This window comes from Streptomyces sp. NPDC048565 (assembly GCF_040650935.1).
In the GTDB taxonomy this organism is placed as follows: domain Bacteria; phylum Actinomycetota; class Actinomycetes; order Streptomycetales; family Streptomycetaceae; genus Streptomyces.
The window spans coordinates 70,078-87,411 of record NZ_JBEZIH010000017.1; the positions used below are offsets into that span (position 1 = coordinate 70,078).

Annotated in this window: 16 protein-coding genes; 4 read left to right on the forward strand and 12 right to left on the reverse strand. The window is 71.6% G+C overall.

Annotated features, from left to right (window positions below; genetic code table 11):
• The first annotated feature begins 19 nt into the window (after positions 1 to 19).
• The 3 genes from AB0C75_RS21025 to groL all read left to right on the forward strand — a co-directional run bounded on the left by AB0C75_RS21025 (position 20) and on the right by groL (position 2,895).
• The gene (locus AB0C75_RS21025; RefSeq protein WP_362892957.1) at positions 20 to 295 is read left to right on the forward strand and encodes a MoaD/ThiS family protein; all 276 of its coding nucleotides are present in this window, start codon (positions 20 to 22) and stop codon (positions 293 to 295) included.
• 415 nt (positions 296 to 710) lie between these two features.
• Complete coding sequence (locus AB0C75_RS21030) at positions 711 to 917, forward strand: cold-shock protein (protein WP_003967346.1); 207 nt, start codon at positions 711 to 713, stop codon at positions 915 to 917.
• A 355-nt stretch (positions 918 to 1,272) separates the two neighbouring features.
• On the forward strand, positions 1,273 to 2,895 hold the full coding sequence (groL, locus tag AB0C75_RS21035) for a chaperonin GroEL (protein WP_362892958.1): 1,623 nt from the start codon (positions 1,273 to 1,275) through the stop codon (positions 2,893 to 2,895).
• 113 nt (positions 2,896 to 3,008) lie between these two features.
• Here the strand turns inward: groL and AB0C75_RS21040 are convergent, their stop codons facing one another.
• The 8 genes from AB0C75_RS21040 to AB0C75_RS21075 all read right to left on the reverse strand — a co-directional run bounded on the left by AB0C75_RS21040 (position 3,009) and on the right by AB0C75_RS21075 (position 12,542).
• The gene (locus AB0C75_RS21040; RefSeq protein WP_362892960.1) at positions 3,009 to 4,412 is read right to left on the reverse strand and encodes a zinc ribbon domain-containing protein; all 1,404 of its coding nucleotides are present in this window, start codon (positions 4,410 to 4,412) and stop codon (positions 3,009 to 3,011) included.
• A complete protein-coding gene (locus AB0C75_RS21045; protein WP_362892962.1) occupies positions 4,409 to 4,966 on the reverse strand; it encodes a phage tail protein in 558 nt (185 codons plus the stop codon). Before AB0C75_RS21045 ends, AB0C75_RS21040 begins: the two co-directional genes overlap by 4 nt.
• A 23-nt stretch (positions 4,967 to 4,989) precedes the next feature.
• Positions 4,990 to 6,948 carry a putative baseplate assembly protein gene (locus AB0C75_RS21050; protein WP_362892964.1) on the reverse strand — a complete coding sequence of 653 codons (1,959 nt, stop codon included), beginning with the start codon at positions 6,946 to 6,948 and terminating at the stop codon, positions 4,990 to 4,992.
• The gene (locus tag AB0C75_RS21055) at positions 6,948 to 7,403 is read right to left on the reverse strand and encodes a GPW/gp25 family protein (RefSeq protein ID WP_362892966.1); all 456 of its coding nucleotides are present in this window, start codon (positions 7,401 to 7,403) and stop codon (positions 6,948 to 6,950) included. Before AB0C75_RS21055 ends, AB0C75_RS21050 begins: the two co-directional genes overlap by 1 nt.
• Before the next feature lie 142 nt (positions 7,404 to 7,545).
• Entirely contained in the window at positions 7,546 to 9,456 is a 1,911-nt protein-coding gene (locus tag AB0C75_RS21060) for a VgrG-related protein (protein ID WP_362892968.1), read from the reverse strand.
• Positions 9,456 to 10,178, reverse strand: coding sequence for a LysM peptidoglycan-binding domain-containing protein (locus AB0C75_RS21065; RefSeq protein ID WP_362892970.1), 723 nt, complete (start codon positions 10,176 to 10,178; stop codon positions 9,456 to 9,458). The genes AB0C75_RS21060 and AB0C75_RS21065 overlap by 1 nt, the downstream gene beginning before the upstream one ends.
• Positions 10,179 to 10,206: 28 nt before the next feature.
• On the reverse strand, positions 10,207 to 10,629 hold the full coding sequence (locus tag AB0C75_RS21070; RefSeq protein ID WP_362892972.1) for a phage tail protein: 423 nt from the start codon (positions 10,627 to 10,629) through the stop codon (positions 10,207 to 10,209).
• Between the two features lie 77 nt (positions 10,630 to 10,706).
• On the reverse strand, positions 10,707 to 12,542 hold the full coding sequence (locus AB0C75_RS21075; protein ID WP_362892974.1) for a hypothetical protein: 1,836 nt from the start codon (positions 12,540 to 12,542) through the stop codon (positions 10,707 to 10,709).
• 1,627 nt (positions 12,543 to 14,169) lie between these two features.
• On the opposite strand from AB0C75_RS21075, the gene AB0C75_RS21080 reads away from it, so the two are divergent.
• Positions 14,170 to 14,442, forward strand: a complete 273-nt coding sequence (locus AB0C75_RS21080) for a hypothetical protein (protein WP_362892976.1) — start codon at positions 14,170 to 14,172, stop codon at positions 14,440 to 14,442.
• 53 nt (positions 14,443 to 14,495) lie between these two features.
• Here AB0C75_RS21080 and AB0C75_RS21085 read toward each other — a convergent pair whose 3' ends face one another.
• The 4 genes from AB0C75_RS21085 to AB0C75_RS21100 all read right to left on the reverse strand — a co-directional run bounded on the left by AB0C75_RS21085 (position 14,496) and on the right by AB0C75_RS21100 (position 17,253).
• Positions 14,496 to 14,654: a DUF6760 family protein gene (locus tag AB0C75_RS21085; RefSeq protein ID WP_362892978.1), complete on the reverse strand. Its 159-nt coding sequence runs from the start codon at positions 14,652 to 14,654 to the stop codon at positions 14,496 to 14,498.
• Positions 14,651 to 15,154: a hypothetical protein gene (locus AB0C75_RS21090; RefSeq protein WP_362892980.1), complete on the reverse strand. Its 504-nt coding sequence runs from the start codon at positions 15,152 to 15,154 to the stop codon at positions 14,651 to 14,653. Before AB0C75_RS21090 ends, AB0C75_RS21085 begins: the two co-directional genes overlap by 4 nt.
• Entirely contained in the window at positions 15,154 to 15,597 is a 444-nt protein-coding gene (locus AB0C75_RS21095) for a phage tail protein (protein WP_104787890.1), read from the reverse strand. Before AB0C75_RS21095 ends, AB0C75_RS21090 begins: the two co-directional genes overlap by 1 nt.
• 66 nt (positions 15,598 to 15,663) lie before the next feature.
• On the reverse strand, positions 15,664 to 17,253 hold the full coding sequence (locus AB0C75_RS21100; RefSeq protein ID WP_362892981.1) for a phage tail sheath subtilisin-like domain-containing protein: 1,590 nt from the start codon (positions 17,251 to 17,253) through the stop codon (positions 15,664 to 15,666).
• Between the last annotated feature and the right edge of the window lie 81 nt (positions 17,254 to 17,334).

Consider the following 17,334-nt stretch of genomic DNA (forward strand, 5'->3'; position numbering starts at 1 on the left):
ACCCGAGGAAGGCACCCACATGAGCGTCAAGGTCCGTATCCCCACCATTCTCCGCACCTACACGGGCGGTCAGGCCGAGGTCCCGGCCGAGGGCACGACCCTCTCCGAGGTCCTGGCGTCCCTGGAGCAGAACCACCCGGGCATCGGCGGCCGTGTCCTGGACGACGAGGGCAAGCTCCGCCGCTTCGTCAACGTGTACGTCAACGACGACGACGTGCGCTTCGAAGGCGGCCTGGACGCGGCCACTCCGGACGGCGCGGGCGTCTCGATCATCCCGGCCGTCGCCGGAGGCTGACCGACCGCACAGCGTGAGCAGAATGGCCCCGTCCGCGAGAGAAGCGGAGGGGGTCATTCTGCATGGTTGAGCGCGGTACCGTTGGGGAAGTCCCCGCCGCCGCGCATGCCGCCCGCATATGAGAATGCGCCCGGCCGCGACAAGATGCAGCCAAAGTAAGTGAACTCCTTGTGGCATAAGTGGCCTTTGTCGGGCCCGACTTGCCCGGGAATCCTGTGAATCCGCCCCATGCGTGCGATCCCCTGTGCCCAGAATTCTCGTCCGATTGACCTGTTGCAGAGGGCAGTTGGGCAGATACATTCGGCCGCGGTCGACGCGTTCCGGCGCACGCCACCCTCTCCTGTCGGAGGGTGAGTTCTGACCCGGGCCCGCGAAGTGCGGGCTCGTGCAAGGGCCAGTAATAGGGGAGTTGGGCATGGCTCAGGGCACCGTCAAGTGGTTCAACGCGGAGAAGGGGTACGGCTTCATCGCGGTCGACGGTGGTGCGGATGTTTTCGTCCACTACAGCGCGATCCAGATGGACGGGTACCGCACCCTCGAAGAGGGTCAGCGAGTTGAATTCGAGATCTCGCAGGGCCAGAAGGGGCCGCAGGCGGACATGGTCAAGCTCGCCGTCGGCTGAGCTCGGCGCGGTCGGCCGACGACGCTACTCACACACGCGGGGCCCGTACCTCCCACCGGGGTACGGGCCTCACGTGCGTCCTCCGCGTGCCCTGCGGTCGTCCACGACCGGAGGGAGACGCCTGCGTCCATCCGTCGCCCGGCCGCCGCCCCTTCTTCGAAGGCGCTTGCACTCGCAGGGGTCGAGTGCTAATCATTGGCGTTAGCACTCTCCAGGTGAGAGTGACAGAAACTTGGACCGGGCCGGTGAGGCCCGCAGGCGCGGTGGAGCAATGAACCACCGAGCACGCTGGCCGTCCGTCGCGGGCGCCACTCGGTCCGGAGAAATCCACCCCTGTCCGGGAGGACCACTTCACATGGCCAAGATCATCGCGTTCGACGAGGAGGCACGGCGCGGTCTCGAGCGCGGGATGAACCAGCTCGCCGACGCCGTCAAGGTCACCCTCGGCCCCAAGGGCCGTAACGTCGTCCTCGAGAAGAAGTGGGGCGCGCCCACGATCACCAACGATGGTGTTTCCATCGCCAAGGAGATCGAGCTCGAGGACCCGTACGAGAAGATCGGTGCGGAGCTGGTCAAGGAGGTCGCCAAGAAGACGGACGACGTCGCCGGCGACGGTACGACCACCGCAACCGTTCTCGCGCAGGCGCTCGTCCGCGAGGGCCTGCGCAACGTCGCCGCGGGTGCCAACCCGATGGCTCTGAAGCGTGGCATCGAGAAGGCCGTCGAGGCCGTCTCCGCCGCTCTGCTGGAGCAGGCGAAGGACGTGGAGACCAAGGAGCAGATCGCTTCGACGGCCTCCATCTCCGCTGCTGACACCGAGATCGGCGCCAAGATCGCCGAGGCTATGGACAAGGTCGGCAAGGAAGGCGTCATCACCGTCGAGGAGTCCCAGACCTTCGGTCTGGAGCTTGAGCTCACCGAGGGTATGCGCTTCGACAAGGGCTACATCTCGGCGTACTTCGCCACCGACATGGAGCGCATGGAGTCGTCGTTCGACGACCCGTACATCCTGATCGTCAACTCCAAGATCAGCAACGTGAAGGACCTCCTTCCGCTGCTCGAGAAGGTCATGCAGTCGGGCAAGGCCCTGCTGATCATCGCGGAGGACGTCGAGGGCGAGGCTCTGTCGACGCTGGTCGTCAACAAGATCCGTGGCACCTTCAAGTCCGTGGCCGTCAAGGCTCCGGGCTTCGGTGACCGCCGCAAGGCCATGCTCGGCGACATCGCCATCCTCACCGGTGGCACCGTCATCTCCGAGGAGGTCGGTCTCAAGCTGGAGAACGCCGGCCTCGACCTGCTCGGCACCGCCCGCAAGGTCGTCATCACCAAGGACGAGACGACGATCGTCGACGGCGGTGGCGAGAGCGACCAGGTTCAGGGTCGCGTCAAGCAGATCCGCGCCGAGATCGAGAACTCCGACTCGGACTACGACCGCGAGAAGCTCCAGGAGCGCCTCGCGAAGCTGGCCGGCGGCGTGGCCGTCATCAAGGCCGGCGCCGCCACCGAGGTGGAGCTCAAGGAGCGCAAGCACCGCATCGAGGACGCGGTGCGCAACGCCAAGGCCGCCGTCGAGGAGGGCATCGTCGCCGGTGGTGGCGTGGCTCTGCTCCAGGCCTCGGCCGTCTTCGAGAAGCTCGACCTGACCGGTGACGAGGCCACGGGCGCCAACGCCGTGAAGCTCGCGCTGGAGGCCCCGCTCAAGCAGATCGCCGTCAACGGTGGTCTCGAGGGTGGCGTCATCGTCGAGAAGGTGCGCAACCTGCCGATCGGTCACGGCCTCAACGCCGCGACCGGCGAGTACGTCGACATGATCGCCGAGGGCATCATCGACCCGGCGAAGGTCACGCGCTCCGCCCTGCAGAACGCGTCGTCCATCGCCGCGCTCTTCCTCACCACCGAGGCCGTCATCGCCGACAAGCCGGAGAAGGCCGCTGCGGCCGCTCCGGGCGGCATGCCGGGCGGTGACATGGACTTCTGATCCTCGGATCAGGAACTCCAGGCGGTACCCGCAGTATCCGTACGACGCCGGCCCCCGGGATTCTTCCCGGGGGCCGGCGTCGTCGTGTTCAGGAGGTCAGGAGGGTCGTGAGGTCAGGAGTCCGAGCTCGCCGGGCCGAAGAACTCGATCTCGGCGATGGCCACCTGCTTCTTCTCGGAGACGATGTAGGCCGACTCGACGGTGAACCGCACCTTCACGGCGTCACGGAAGCGGAAGTTGCGCTTCTGTTCGCCCGATCCCTGGTCCAGGGTGAGTGAGTGCTCCGTCTTCTTTCCGTCCTTCGTCGTCACCGTCGCCTTGATGCGCTGCGGAAGGGTGGCTTCGTCGAGATCGTCGGGGCGGATGGACACACCCGGAGTGATGATCACGTTCAGCAGGCGGGTCGGCTGGTCGAACTCCGCCTCGATCCACTCGCCCTTGCCCGCACCCGAGACCCCGGGACCCCACCAGGTGTTGTTCAGCTTGTCGAAGGCGAGCTGCGGCTTGTGGCCGCTGTAGGAGCGGGACGCCACCTTCTTGCTGGGTGAGACCGGTGCGCGCTTGGCGAAGTGGTCCTGGGTGGCCTGGACACCGTCGGGGATGTACACCACGCCGAGGATGGCGAGGGTGGCCACGACGGCCGCGGTGATCCAGGTGCCGATGCGGTCGAAGGCGCGCCGGATGCGGGGCCGGTCGCCTGCCCACGGGATCTCGTTCCGGCGGGAGCCGGTGAGACGGCGCCACCAGGGGCGGGGGGCCGGCGGGCGTTCGTCGTTGTCGGCCAGCGGCATCGCGCAGCGGACGCAGAAGTGCCGGTCGGGCCGGTTGGGGGTGGCGCACCAGGAGCAGGGCGGGCCGTTCCCGGTGTCCTGGAGGGGGCCGGGGGCGCGTACCTGCGGCCGGTCGGTGTCCGGGCGTCCAGGCAGGACCGGAGCGGCGGCCGGGGGCGGCGAGTCATGGGCCGGCTCGGGCTCGTTGAGCGGGACGAGGAGCGAGCGGGCGCGGTCGGCCGCGCTCTCCTGTGAGGTGGGCAGCGGGACGGTGGGGTCGTTCTCGCCGGGTTTCCGGCCGCCGGAGGCCGTGGGGCCGCCGGCGGGCGTGTGCGAGGCCGCCGCGGCCCAGCCGTCGGTCTCACGGGGGTTGGGCAGGCGCGATGCGTCGGGTGTCGCGGCCGATGCGGCCTCGCCGGGTGCCGACGCGGGAGTGGAGCCCGTGTGGAATTCCCCGGTACCGGTGGGGGGCGTCGAGTCGGGGCCGAGGTCGGGCAGCGGGCGCTGGGTGCGGGCGACCCCGGCGCCGCCGGGGCTCCCGAAGGCGTCCCAGCCGGCTCCTGTGCCCTCAGCGGGCGTGGAACCGGCGGCGGTGCCGGAGGAGGCGGACGAGGGGGAACCTGAGGTCTGGGCCTGGCCGGCGCGGGAGCCGGACTGGTCCCAGCCGAGCACGGCGCCGCAGGCGTCGCAGAACGACTGACCCGGTTCCGCGCGTGTGCCGCACTCGGCGCAGTTCTGCGTGGTCATCTCTCCGGGGTCCTTTCGGCGGCCGTCACGGTGACGGTGTAGGGCATGTGCGCGGGGCGGGCGGCTGCCACGAGGGCGTCCAGGCGGTGCGTGTCCGTCGGGGTGGGGTCGGGGAGGCTGAGCGTGACGTGGAGATGGGGTCTGGGAGTGCCGGGTACGGGGCCGAGCGGCCGGGCGTTCCAGTCGGCGGCGCCGCTCTCGGAGATCTCCGGTTCGGCGCCGAAGGCGAGCCGTACGGCTTCGGAGAGGCCGCGCCTGGTGCCCCGTACGCGGTGCAGGCCCGCGGCGGCGGCCACGGCGGCGCGCAGCCGTGCCTCGGGTTCGGTGCCGTCGGTCTCGGCGCCGACCCAGGTGCCGAGCCACTGGGCGAAGTCGGCCGGGGTGAGGGCGGGGTCGAAGTAGGTGTCCAGGCAGTCCAGCACATTGAGGATGGGTGCCAGGACGTCGTCGAGCCCACCGACGAAGCGCTGGGCGAGATCGTCGTCGGCGAAGACGGCGGGGAGCATCGTGCTGATGGGCGTCGACGAGCCGAGGCCGTCGATGGAGCCCCTCATCGGTTGCTTCCGTGTCAGGTCGCTCACGCCCCGTCCCCGATCACCCGTACGCGGTGGTCGAAGGAGAAGACCAGGGACGGCGATTCGAGGTCGATGCGGTCGGTCGGGTCACCGCGCTTGCCGGTCAGCGGGTCGGCGGGGTGCAGGATGACCTCGTCGACGAGTTCCACGCCAGGCACCCGTTGCAGGACGGCGAACACCTCGCCGGCCTGGACCGGGCGGCCGAAGGGCCAGCCGCGTCCGTCCGCGCCCCCGGTGAGCGGGTCGAGGTGCTGGTAGAGGGCGTCGTGGGTCTGCCGGCGTACGCGGTCGGTGTCGACGCCGCGGAAGGCGTGGACGGTGGCGACCACGGTGACGCCCTGGTAGTAGGGCGGACCCACGGCCACCCTGGTGCCGATCAGACGGCGTTCGTCGAGGTGGCGGGTAATGCGGTCGAGCAGCGCGTCGCCCGGCACGAGCTGCTCGAAGCGGAGCCGGCCGCCGGGGTCGGGGACGGCCTGGGGCACCACGAGGACCCGTATCGCGTACGCCCCGTACTCGCTCTCCTTGCCTTCGAGGCAGGTGATGCGGGCGGTCTCGGGGGCGGCCCTGCGGGCGAGTTCCTCGTAGTCGCGCAAGGTCACCGCGCGTTCCTGGGCCCGCAGGGTGATGGGGGCGCGGAGCTTGGCCTCCTCGACCGTCTCCCCGTCCACCCCGCCGCGTGCGGCTTCGCGGTTGACGACCTCGGAGACGTACGGGATGGAGGTGCGCAGCACCTGGATGGTCCCGCGGGCCACGTTGCCGTCCCGGCCGCCGCCGGTGCGGTAGCGGCGGGCACGGATGACGGAGCCCTTGGGGGCGACGGCGCCGTACTGGCGGAGCGTGCCGTCGGGTTCGCGTACGGAGGGGCCGAAGGCGATCTCGCCGGTGACCGCGTCGAGGGTGATGTGGCGGTCGTCGGGCCGTGACGCGGCGAAGTGCGGGACGACCTCCCAGTCCTCCCAGCCGTCGCGTCCGGCGGTCTGGAGCAGCACGGGCGGGTTGTCGCCGACCACGGGGGTGTGGACGAGCCGCAGCCGCTGGCCGGGCAGCCCGATGGATTCGCCGAGTGTCTCGTCGTACACCGACTCGGCGTGCATGACGCGGGTGGTGCCGCCGATCGTGTAGCCCTCGGCGGACCTGATGGTCGGTGAGGTGGCGTAGAAGGGCTGGCCCTGCTGGGGTTCGGTGACACGGCAGCGCAGCCAGCCGGCCTCGTGCCCGCCGTTGCGGGAGAGTACGTGGCCGCCGGGGACGTGCAGGACGACGTCACCGGGCCGGTTGAGACCACCGGTGCCGTCGCGGTCGACCTCGCAGGGCCGCCAGCCGTCCTCGGTCCATGCCTCCCACACGAGCGGAGGCTGCCGGGGGTCGACACCGACACCGTCGACGCGGCTGTCGAGTTCGAGGGCGAGGGCGCAGTGCGGGACGGCGGCGGTGAGGCCGAACAGCATGCAGTCGCCGGGGGCGGGCGCCTCGGCGAAGCACATCAGGTCCTTGCCCTCGGCGAGGTCCGCCGTCCGGTCGGTGACGGGCTTGCCCTGGTGCTGCACCACGAGGTGGCTGAGCGTGCAGGGCACCACGGTCAGTTCGCGTTCGGTGGCGAAGACGACGGCGGTGTCGCGCTCCGTGCGGACGGTCGCCACCTCTGTGCCGACCGGGACGGGTATCGCGTCCTCCTGCGGTGCGGACAGCCAGAACGTGACGTCGGTACGGGCCGCGGCCGGAGGGAAGAGGGTGATGCCGACGAGGTCGAGGAACGCCAGGTGGTTCTTCTCCGGCACCCGGTTGAGGCGGTAGACGATCTGGTCGGCCATGTGGGCGAGCGTCTCGACGAGGGTGACGCCGGGGTCGGAGACGTTGTGGTCGGTCCACTCCGGGGCGCGCTGCTGGATGTAGCGCTTGGCGTCATCGACGAACTGCTGGAAGCGGCGGTCGTCGAGATTGGGGGAGGGCAGGGACATCAGCCTTCGCTTTCGGAGGGGGCAGCACCGGGGCCGCCGGAGGGGCCCGGATCTCCCGGTTCCTCGTGGGAGGGGATGACGTAGAACGGGAAGACCAGGCTGCGCGGGTTGTTGGTGCCGCGGATCGCGTAACGGACGTCGATGAACAGGATGTTCTGTTCGCCGCCCGCGGTGACCTCGACCTCGTGGACCTCGATGCGGGGCTCCCAGCGGTCCAGGCTCACATGGACCTCGTGCTGGATGCGTCCCGCGGTCTGTTCGTTGACCGGTGCGAAGACGAGGTCATGGATGGCGCAGCCGAACTCGGGGCGCATCGGCCGCTCACCCGGGGCGGTGGACAGCACGAGTCTGATGGCCTCCTCGACCTCCCGCTCCCCGCTGACGAGAGCGATGCCGCCGGTGGGGCCGATGCGCAGCGGGAAGGCCCAGCCGGAGCCGACGAACTGTTCGGCCATCAGAGAGCCACCTGACTTCTTCTCGGTACGGAACTTCTGCTCGACACGGGCCTTCTCGACACGGGACTTCCCGCGCCGGGACTTCTTCTCGGCGCGGGACCTGTTCTCGGCACGGGCCCGGCGTGCCGGTGCGGGTGGCCGGTCATCCGAACGGGTACTTGATGGTGTTGACGAAGAAGCCGCCCATGAGGTCGAGCTTCACGGCCTTGATGTTCACGTTGGCCACGGACTGGACCGACACGATCCCCGTGGCGGAGAGCGAAGCGGCGCCGGTCGCCGACAGGTTCAGGGCGCCCATCGCGTTCACGCTGACCACGCCGCCCGTGGACCTGAGGTTGACCATGCCCTGCCCCTGGAGGGTGAGCGGACCGCCGCTCTTGATCGTCACCGCGCGGCGTGCGCTCAGCGAGAGGTCGGTGCCCGCGTCGACCGACACCGAGCGGCTGCCCTTGATGCTGACCGAGCCCTTGCTGTCGACGGTGATCTCGGTCTTGGTGCGGTCGAGGTTGATGGTCAGCTTGTCGTCGCCGCTGGCGATCCGGACACCCTGCTTCCGCCCGCCGGTCCGCTGGCTGAGCAGGTCGACGCGGTTGCTCTGCCGGTCGGACAGGGTGTGCCGGGTGGCCTTCTTCTTCAGACCGTCGTGCAGAGGGACGTCGTTGACCTTGGTCGGCACGTCGCGGCCGTTGTAGAGCCCGCCGATGACGAACGGGTGGTCCAGCGCCCCCCGGTCGAAGGCGACCAGCACCTCGTCGCCGACGTCCATGGGGAAGACGCCGCCGCCCCCCACGCCGCCCATCTGCACGCTGCGCGCCCAGTCGCTGACGTAGGTGTCGTCCAGCCACGGGAACTGGAGCTTGACCCTGCCCTGCTTCAGCGGGTCCTGCACATCGGTGACGATGGCGTTGGCGACGCTGGGCAGCCGGGAGCTCCCGCCGTCCGCGTTGCCGCCGCCCGAGGCGAGACCGTACAGCGAGCGCCACTGGCGTCCGCTGACGGTGACCCAGGACTCGTAGTGCTTGCCGTCGCCGAAGACGTGGCGTACGGAGGTGACGGTGTACTTGCCCTCGAAGGGCTCACCGACGTCCGCGAGCGCCACGGCCACCCCGGGCCGCAGGTCAGGGTTGCCACGCACCGCGACCTCCAGCTCGGCGAACGAGGAAGTGACGTCGGCGGCAAGGGCCTTCGACGCGTGCCCCACCTCGTCCTGCTTGTCGTAGGGGGTGCCGGTCTCGACGAGCTTGGCGGACTTGAACTTGCCCGCGGCCTCGCCGGGGGTGAGGCCGATGGTGATGCCCGGGTCGGTGAGGGCGGGTGTGGTCTCGGTGATCTTCTTCTTCGTGGTGACGTTCCAGCCCCGCGACTCGACCTCGCCGACCTGGTCGGCGGCGGTGACGGCGGCACGCAGCCGCAGGATGTCATGGCCGGCCTGGAGGACGAAGGCGCTCTTGTCGCCGTCCGTGCTCGGTGAGGGCGCGCCGGACGACGGGTTCGGCTTGACGAACCGGAACTTCCCCTTGGGGTCCAGGGACATCACCATGTTGTTCTCGTCCGCGAGCCGGGCGAGGAAGTCCCAGTCGGTGATGTTGGACTGGCTGATGAACCCGTACGCGCCCTTCGTCGACTGGATCCGGCCGACGGGCACACCGTCCAGGCCGACGAGTTTACGGGCGATGTCGGAGGCCGTCTGGTTCCGGTACGCCGCCACCCTGCGCTGGCGCATCAGCCGGTGGCCGAAGTCGTAGCCGCGGACGACGGTGAAGCTGCCTGTGCCGTCGTAGTCGGCCTCCATGCCGGTGACCTCGCCGGTCAGCAGCGGCTTGCCGATGCCCTGGCCGTCCGCGATCGGGGTGAGGACGACCCTGGTGCCGAACTTCACGCTCAGCTCGCCGAGCACCAGGTGGTAGGGGTCCCGGAAGGTCAGCCGGAACGCCGCGGGCACACCGACGCCCTGGTCGACCCAGCCCTCGACGAGCATCGGGGCGATGGCCGTGGGCAGTTTCGCGCCACCGAAGGTGACCTGCATGATGCTGGAGAACGCGGTCTGCACCATCAGTGACGCACCTCCTCCGCCGCCGGGAGCACGAGCTCGGTGCCGGTGGGCAGCTTGGACGGGTCGTCGATGCCGTTGGCCTCGGCGATGTCACGCCAGGCCGATGCGTTGCCGTATTCACGCCAGGCCAGCGACTGGAGCGAGTCGCCCGCGACGACCTGGTGCACACGCTGGGCGCTGAGCGCGCCGGAGGTCGGGTTCTGGCCCCTGGTCTTGCCGGGGATCTCGTGCAGCGCCACCTGGCAGGTGGCGCGGATGGGCACGCCGGTGGTGCCGAAGAGGCTGTACGACGCCTCGATGGAACTGACGTACGCGGTGAAGCGGGACGTGGAGAACGACCCCCACTGGAACACCACCCACGGCGGCGACGGCTGGTTGGCGGCGATGCTCTTGGCGGTCACCTCGCAGCAGCCCAGGAGCGACTCCACCTTCTTGAGCACGGAGTTGCCGGTCGGCTCGGTGGAGGAGTCCAGGAAGATCTCCAGAGTCATCTCCCGGGGCTCGGCGCCCATGAACTCCGGCTTGGAGCCGTCGCGTACGGCCGCGGTCGGGGTCGCCTTCCACTGGGCACGCTGGGTGAGGGACAGCTGCGACGGGTTGAACTCGAAGTCGAACGTCCGCATGAGCGCGCCGGGCGTGGTGCTCGTGCCCACCGGGGGCTCGTGGATGGCGAGGCCGGCGCGTACGAGGCTCTTGCCGGCGCCTTTGCTGCTGGTTGCCATGGGTCTTCCTCTCTCCTCCGGGGCGCCGTCAGTCCGTGAATCCGTGGTGGGCGATCTCCAGGACCTCGTTGGCCACGGACGGGTTGCCGGGGTCGAGGTTGGGGCCCTGCCAGCTGACGGGCAGGACGTCGATCAGCCCCCAGCGGGCTACCAGCGAGCCGTCCGCGCGCAGGGCGGAGATCTGGGCGGTCGGCCGCTTGACCCCCGTCTGGACGGAGGAGATCCACTTGGCGACCTTGGCGGTGTCCGGGGTGAGGGGGCGGGTCAGCCGGATGTTGGAGAAGGACACGCGGGTCGGCAGCTGCCACACGAACCCGTTGTTGCCGCCCTCCTGGCGCTGCTCGATCTCCACCTGGGACGCCAGGCCTTCGCACCCGTTGAAGAAACCGAGGCTCTCGCCGTCGATGGTGAGGGTGAACCAGATGGTGGAGCCCGGGTCCTGGCGGGGCATCGCGGGTGGGCCTTTCGTCGGATACGTCTGTCGGGGGCGGTGGTGGAAGAAGGTGCCGGTGCCCGTGGGCTCGCCGGTCAGTGACGGGGGTCGCGCAGTTTGCCGATCCGTTCGCGGTCCAGGCGCAGTTCGGTACGGATGAGGCGGGTGATGCGGCCGATGATCCGGTGTACGAGCTCGTCGAGCTGGAAGTCGGTGAGGTCACGGGGGTCGAATCCGCCCTGCTGGACCGCCGCGTACTCGGGCGGCGGCTCCTCCTGCCGGAGCGGGGTGCTCCCGCTCCCGCCGGGCGGGGGCGGGGGGTTCTGGCCGACGGGCGGCTCGGAGGGCGGCGGTTTGGCGTTGTTGCTGCTCCGGTGGGGTCGCATACGGCCCAGGGTGGAGGACACGGTGTCGACGGTCGCTGCGGCGAGCGCCCCGATGGCCGAACCCTTGCCGAGACGCTGGACGGTCGGATCCGACGCGCTGCCGGACAGGACGGGCCGCGCGGGAGCCGGCGGCGACGTCGGGGGCGGGGTGAGGACCGCAACGGGCAGAGGCGAAGCGGCGGCGGCACCGGGGGGTGTGAGACCGCGCAGGGGTAGGGCCGTGAGGGGCGCGGCACGGCGCTGGACGCGGGTGCGGTCGGCGGGTGCGGGCGGGACGGCGGCCGGGGGCGGCGGGGCCTGCGGGGTCCGCGCAGGTACGGGGAGGGGTAGGGGCGGCGGGGTCTGCGCAGGTGCGGGGACGGGAAGGGGTGCCGGGGCGGGGGCGTTCGGCGCGGGGGCGGCGGAGGCCCGTTGGACGACCGGCGCTGTCGGCGCGGCAGTCCGGGAGGCGGTGGCCGACGGCGCGGGAGGGGCGATGAGCGGGGCCGCGTCCCTGGGCGCCGTGCCGAGGGGTGCGCCGAGCGTGGTGCGGCGCTGGACGGGAGCGGCGGGCGGGGCCGGGGATGCGGCTGGGGTACGCGGGCCCTGCGGCTGCCCGGCGACGGGCGGCGGTTGAGCGGCGGCCGTACGCATGTGGGGCGGCGCGGAGGGCACCGGTGCGCCGAGACCCGGGCGGGCCGCGTTCGGCGCCGTGGCGCGCGGGCCGACCGGCCGGTCGCCGATGGCCGGTGCGGGGCGCGGGGTTGGCGTGGCTGACGTGGCGGGCTTCTGGCTGCCCGAATCCGCGCGCTGGACGGCGGCGCCTGGAGCGGGGGTTGCCGTGGCCGAGGGGCCGGCGGAGGAGGGGCCCGGCGCGGTGGTGCGGCGGGCCTCGGTCGCGCCGGGGCCGGCTGCCGCCACGGGCCGGGTCGCAGCCGTCCTCGTCACGGAGCGCTGCACCTGGGGCTGCCCGGCCGGCGGTACGGCGGCGGCGCCGCTGCTGGGCGCGGAGGCAGCAGCCGTCGGCCCGGCCGGGGCCGGACCGCTGGTGGGCGGCAGACCGGCGGCCGGGGGGCCCTGCGGGCTCGTGGGCGGTGTCCTGGGCGCGTCGACGGGACGCCCGAGGCCGCGCGGGGCGCCCGGTCCGGCGGGTGTCGTACCGCGGGGGCCTGCCGGCCGTACGGGCGGGGGCCCGGCCGGATCGCGCGGACCAGGGGCCGAGGACGCCGCGCCGTCGGCAACGGCCCGCTGCACGGGGGCGGAGGACAGGGCGGCGGGGCCGGCGTTGCCGCGTGCCGCGTCCGCCCCTGCGGGGCGCGCTGCGGGTCCGGGCGCGGCGGGTCCGCGTGTCGCGGCGGTGTTGGATCCCGCTGCGGGCTTTCGGGCGACGGGGGTTCCTGCGCCGTGTGCTCCGGCTCCGTGCGTGCCGCCACCGGGCTTCCCCGCGCCGGGGGTGCCGACGCCGGGGGTCCCGGCAGTGCTCGGGCCGGCGGCGGGTGTTGCGGCGCCGGGCGTTCCCGCGCCGGACGTCCGGGCGCCGGAAGCTCCCGTACCGGGCGATCCCACGCCAGGCCTCCCTGCACCGGGTGTTCGGGCACTGGATGATCCCGTGCCGGAGGTTCCCGCACCGGGTGATCCTGCGCCGGACCTCTGGACGTCGGGCGTTCCTGCACCGGGCGTTCCTGCACCGGGTGATCCGGCACGGGGAGTTCCGAGACCGGCGGGTGCCCCTGCGCCGGACCTCTGGACGCTGGGCGTACCCGCACCGGGTGACACCGCTCCGGGGGTTCGGGCACCGGGTGATCCTGCGCCGGACCTCTGGACGTCGGGCGTTCCTGCACCGGGTGATCCGGCACGGGGAGTTCCGAGACCGGCGGGTGCCCCTGCGCCGGACCTCTGGACGCTGGGCTTGCCCGCACCGGCTGATCCCGCTCCGGGGGTACCGGCGCCGGGTGATGCCGCACTGGACGCCCGGGCGCCGGACGTCGCCGCGCCGGGCGTTCCCGCACCGGACGTCGCTGCTCCGGATGTTCCCGCGCTGGGCGTTCCCGCGCCGGACGTCCGGGTGCCGGAAGCTCCCGTACCGGGTGATCCCGCACCAGGCGTACCCGAACCGGGCGAACCAGGGCTAGGCGTACGGGCGCCAGGCGTCCCTGCCGCGGGTGATCCCGTACCGGAGGTTCCGGCGGCAAGCTTTCGGGCAACGGGTGTTCCGGCACTGCGTGATCCCGCGCCGGATGTTGCGGCACTCTGCGATCCCGAGCCGGACGTCCGGGCGCCGGGCGTTGCCGCACCTGGCGTCCCCGCACCTGGCGTCCCCGCACCGGGTGTTCCGGCGGCACGCTTTCGGGCAACGGGTATTCCGGCGCCGGGCGTTCCCGAGCCGGACGTCCGGGCGCCGGAAGCTCCCGCGCCGGAAGCTCCCGCGCCGGGCGTTCCCGTGCTGGGCGTCCCCGCACCGGATGCCCCCGCACGGTGCGCCTCCGTGCCGGCGGTGCCGGACCGCTGGGCCACGGCTCGTTGCACTGCGGCGCCGCCGCCGGCCGGTCCACGGGCGTCGGAGGTCTGCGGCAGGGGTGCTGTGTAGGGGGAGCCGGGCGTGCCGTCTCCCCCTCGGTCGGGCTCGGTCGATGCCGTGGTTCCGCCGGGCGCACCCTGCGTACCTCCGGCGCCCCCTGGCGCTGCGGGCTGTCGCCGTGCCGCTGAGGGCAGCACCCGGCGCTGCACCGCCGGTGCCCTGGTCAGGGGCTGAGTCCTGGACGAGGTGGGCGGTACGGGCGCCACCCGGACACCGTGCGCCGGAGCCGGGGCGTTCCTTGGGCCCTGGCCCGCGTCCCGTACCGCTCGTACGGGAACAGGAGCGGGGCCGGGAGCGGGAGCGGGACCGGATGCGGCCGGCCCGGATGCTGCCGAGGTCTCCGCAGGGGCCGCAGACACCGGCAGGGGAGCAGGGGCCGGGGCCGGAACGGCGGGCGCCGCCGGGGCCGCGGCACCGCGCCCGGCCGCTCGCGCGGCCCCGCCGTTGCCTTGGGAGCCCGCCCCAGGCAGGGCCCGCAGCGGTACCGCCGGGGCCCGCTGCACGGCCGGCTCCGCCGCACTCGTCGCCAACGGGAGGGCGCGCGAGGGCCCTTCGAGTCCGGCAGCAGGGCGGGACGAGCCGGACGGCGGCCCCGAAAGGAGGCTGTCCGGCGCCGTGTTCATGACGCCGAGGGACGGCAGCCCAGCGGAGGGCCGGGCCGCGGACCCCGTGAAGGACGGGTTCTGCCAGGTCGGCAGTCGCCCGCCGAACCCGGCGTCGGCGACCACAGGCCGCCCCGCGTCCATGGCCCGCTGGATCGGCGGCAGGCCCGTCCACGCGGCGGCGGCGACGACCGCCGGCACCGCGCCCGCCTCGTCGGAAGCCCCGCCGGACCCGGCCGGACCGACAGGCCCTGCGGGCCCGACCGGCCCCGCAGGGGCGGTGTGATGTGTCTCCGCGCGATCCTCACGGCCGCGCAACCGGTCCAGAAACCCCACGGCTCAGCCCTCCGCCCCGGCCCTTGTCACGAAGGACGCGATCTGGTCCGCGTACAGGCGGCGGTCCGGGTGTTCCAGATCCAGGATCGCGTCCAGGCTCCAGTGGAAGTGATAGGCCACGTACGCGATCTCCTCATGCAGCCGGTCGGTCGCGTACGTCACGATTCCCCCAGGCGGCTCCCGCCGAGTTCCACCTCGAAGGGCTCGGAACAGTGCGGGCACTCCACCGCTGCCCTGGTGTGGCCCTCGGCGTTGATCTGCCGGTAGAAGTCCTGCAGGAACGCCAGGTCGGAGGCGAACATGTTCTCCACCGTCCCGTCGTGCACCATCGACAGCGTACCGAGCCGCGTGATGACGCGGCCCAGCAGCACCACCGACAGATACGCCGGGTTCTCCTGGACACGGACATCCCGCAGCGGGATCAGTTCGTCCCGGGCCGTGGACAGGCGCATCACGCCGTCCCTGTGCACGGTCCCCGCCTCGTCGACGTAGCCGCGCGGCAGCTCGAAGGGGAACTCCGTCTGCATCCGCTGGACCACCGGAGCGGGGGCGGGGGCGGGTGCAGGGGCCGGAGCAGGTGTCTGCTCCGGCCCCTCCACGGCCTGGGGCGCCGGTACGTCCGCGAGCTGGCCCGCGCCGGCCCTGGCCGAAGTGCGCCGCATTACTCGATGACCAGTTCTTCGAAGACGATGGTCACGGTCTCCGTCAGCGCCGAGGCCTCACCGGCCTTCAGGGCGCTGGCGTCGATCTTGCTGCACCAGGCGTTGCGCATGTTGTAGCGCTTCGTCGGGTTGTTCTGGTAGTCCATCACGATGATGGAGGCGTTCTTGCGGGCCGTGGACATCTGACCGGCGATCGAGTCGTTGATCCACGTCGTGAACGACGCAGAGGGCGTCATACCGCGCACGACCGTGCACTGCCCGTCCTTCTGCGTGCCGGGCATGAGGCTGACCTCGGGCTTGCCCTGCGCGGAGTTGGAAAGGTGCTTGATGACGTCCTGCTCAATGGTGAGGCCATTGACCTCCGCGAGGTACTCGACCATCACGCCGTCGATCTGGAGGCCGAAATTATGTGAGGTGAACGCGTCACCTGGGCCGATACTCATCTTCTGTCCGTCCTACCGAAAGTTTTGGTGGATCACGTACGGGTGCTGTCGGGGTGGGCTGTCGCCCTACTCCTCCAGCTCCCCGTTGCCGCCGGAGAACTGCGCGAGCCGGAAGATCACGAACTCGGCGGGCTTGACCGGCGAGATGCCGATCTCGCAGATGACCCGGCCGACGTCGACGGACTCCGGGGGGTTGGTCTCCTCGTCACACTTGACGTAGAAGGCCTCCTCGGGCCGCGAGCCGAACAGGGCGCCGCTGCGCCACTCGTTGACCAGGAACGCCGAGACGTTGCGCCGGATACGGGCCCACAGGTTCTGGTCGTTCGGCTCGAACACCACCCACTGGGTGCCGATCAGGATCGACTCCTCCAGGTAGTTGAAGTACCTGCGTACGTTCAGGTAGCGCCAGGCCGGGTCCGAGGACATGGTGCGGGCACCCCAGACGCGGACCCCGCGGCCGGGGAAGGCGCGGATGCAGTTGACGCCGATGGGGTTGAGCAGGTCCTGCTCGCCACGGGTGATCTGGATCTCCAGGTCCACCGCTCCCCGTACGACCTCGTTGGCGGGCGCCTTGTGCACTCCGCGCTCGAAGTCGTTACGGGCCCAGATGCCGGAGACATGGCCGCTCGGCGGGACCAGCTTCGACTGGCCGGACGCCGGGTCGAAGACCTTGATCCAGGGGTAGTACAGGGCCGCGAACTTGGAGTCGTAGCCTGCGGTCTCCTGGCGCCAGACGCGGATCTCACGGGCGTTCAGGCTGGGCGGCGGGTCGATGACCGCGACGCGGTCGCCCATCAGCTCGCAGTGCGCGATCAGGCCGAGCTGGACGGCCTTGACGGCCTCCAGGTCGATCGCGCCGCGCTGGTAGGCGGCCATCAGGTCGGGGACGGCGACCATGGAGATCTCGTCCACGGCCTCCAGGCCGCCGAAGCCGGTGCGGTCCGCGGAGTCGCCGAGGTACTGGGCGGGCCCGGGGCTCGACGTGTTGCCGACCGCGGGGACGGCCGGTGCGGAGGCGGCAGGGGCGGGGGCCGCGAGCGCCACCGTCTGGTTGTCGGGCCGTGCGAGCTGCGCGGCGGGCGCGGCCTCCTGCACGGTGATGAGCTTGGAGCGCTCCTTGACCTGGGTGACGACGTAGTTGCGGCCGCTCTTCTTGGCGGTCACGTCGAAGGTCTCGGCGGTCTTCTCGCCGTCCTTGACGACCAGCTTGAACCGCTCGGCGGGACCCTCACCCTCGGGGTCGGCGACCTCGACGGTCAGCGGGCCGCTCTGACCGGGCGCGAGCGCGGTCACCGTGAAGGTGCCCAGCTGCTGCGGTTCGCCCGTGGTCAGCGCGGCGGGGGCCTTGGAGCCGGCCACCGCGGCGGGGGCCTGGTCGGACGCACCCTCGGAGGTGCCGCCGACCCGCACGACGTAGGCGGCACTGCCGCCGTTGTTGAAGAAACCGTAGACGGAGTGCGCCAGGTAGTACCCATCGGTGAAGTCGCCGAATGCAGCAACGTACTGCGTCCAGTTGGTCACCAGGGTGGGCTCGTTCAGGGGGCCGGTCGACGCGAGACCGACGAAGGCCGCAACCGAAGTGCCCACTCCCTCGATGGGGCGCGAACCGCTTGCCACCTCCTCGACGTATACACCGGGCGACAGGTAGGACGGCATGCTCTGCTCTCCTCGGGGTACGAGACAGGACGTCCTCTCACCCTCACGCGCGAAGCGCGTCCCCTGAAACGTCCTATGGGG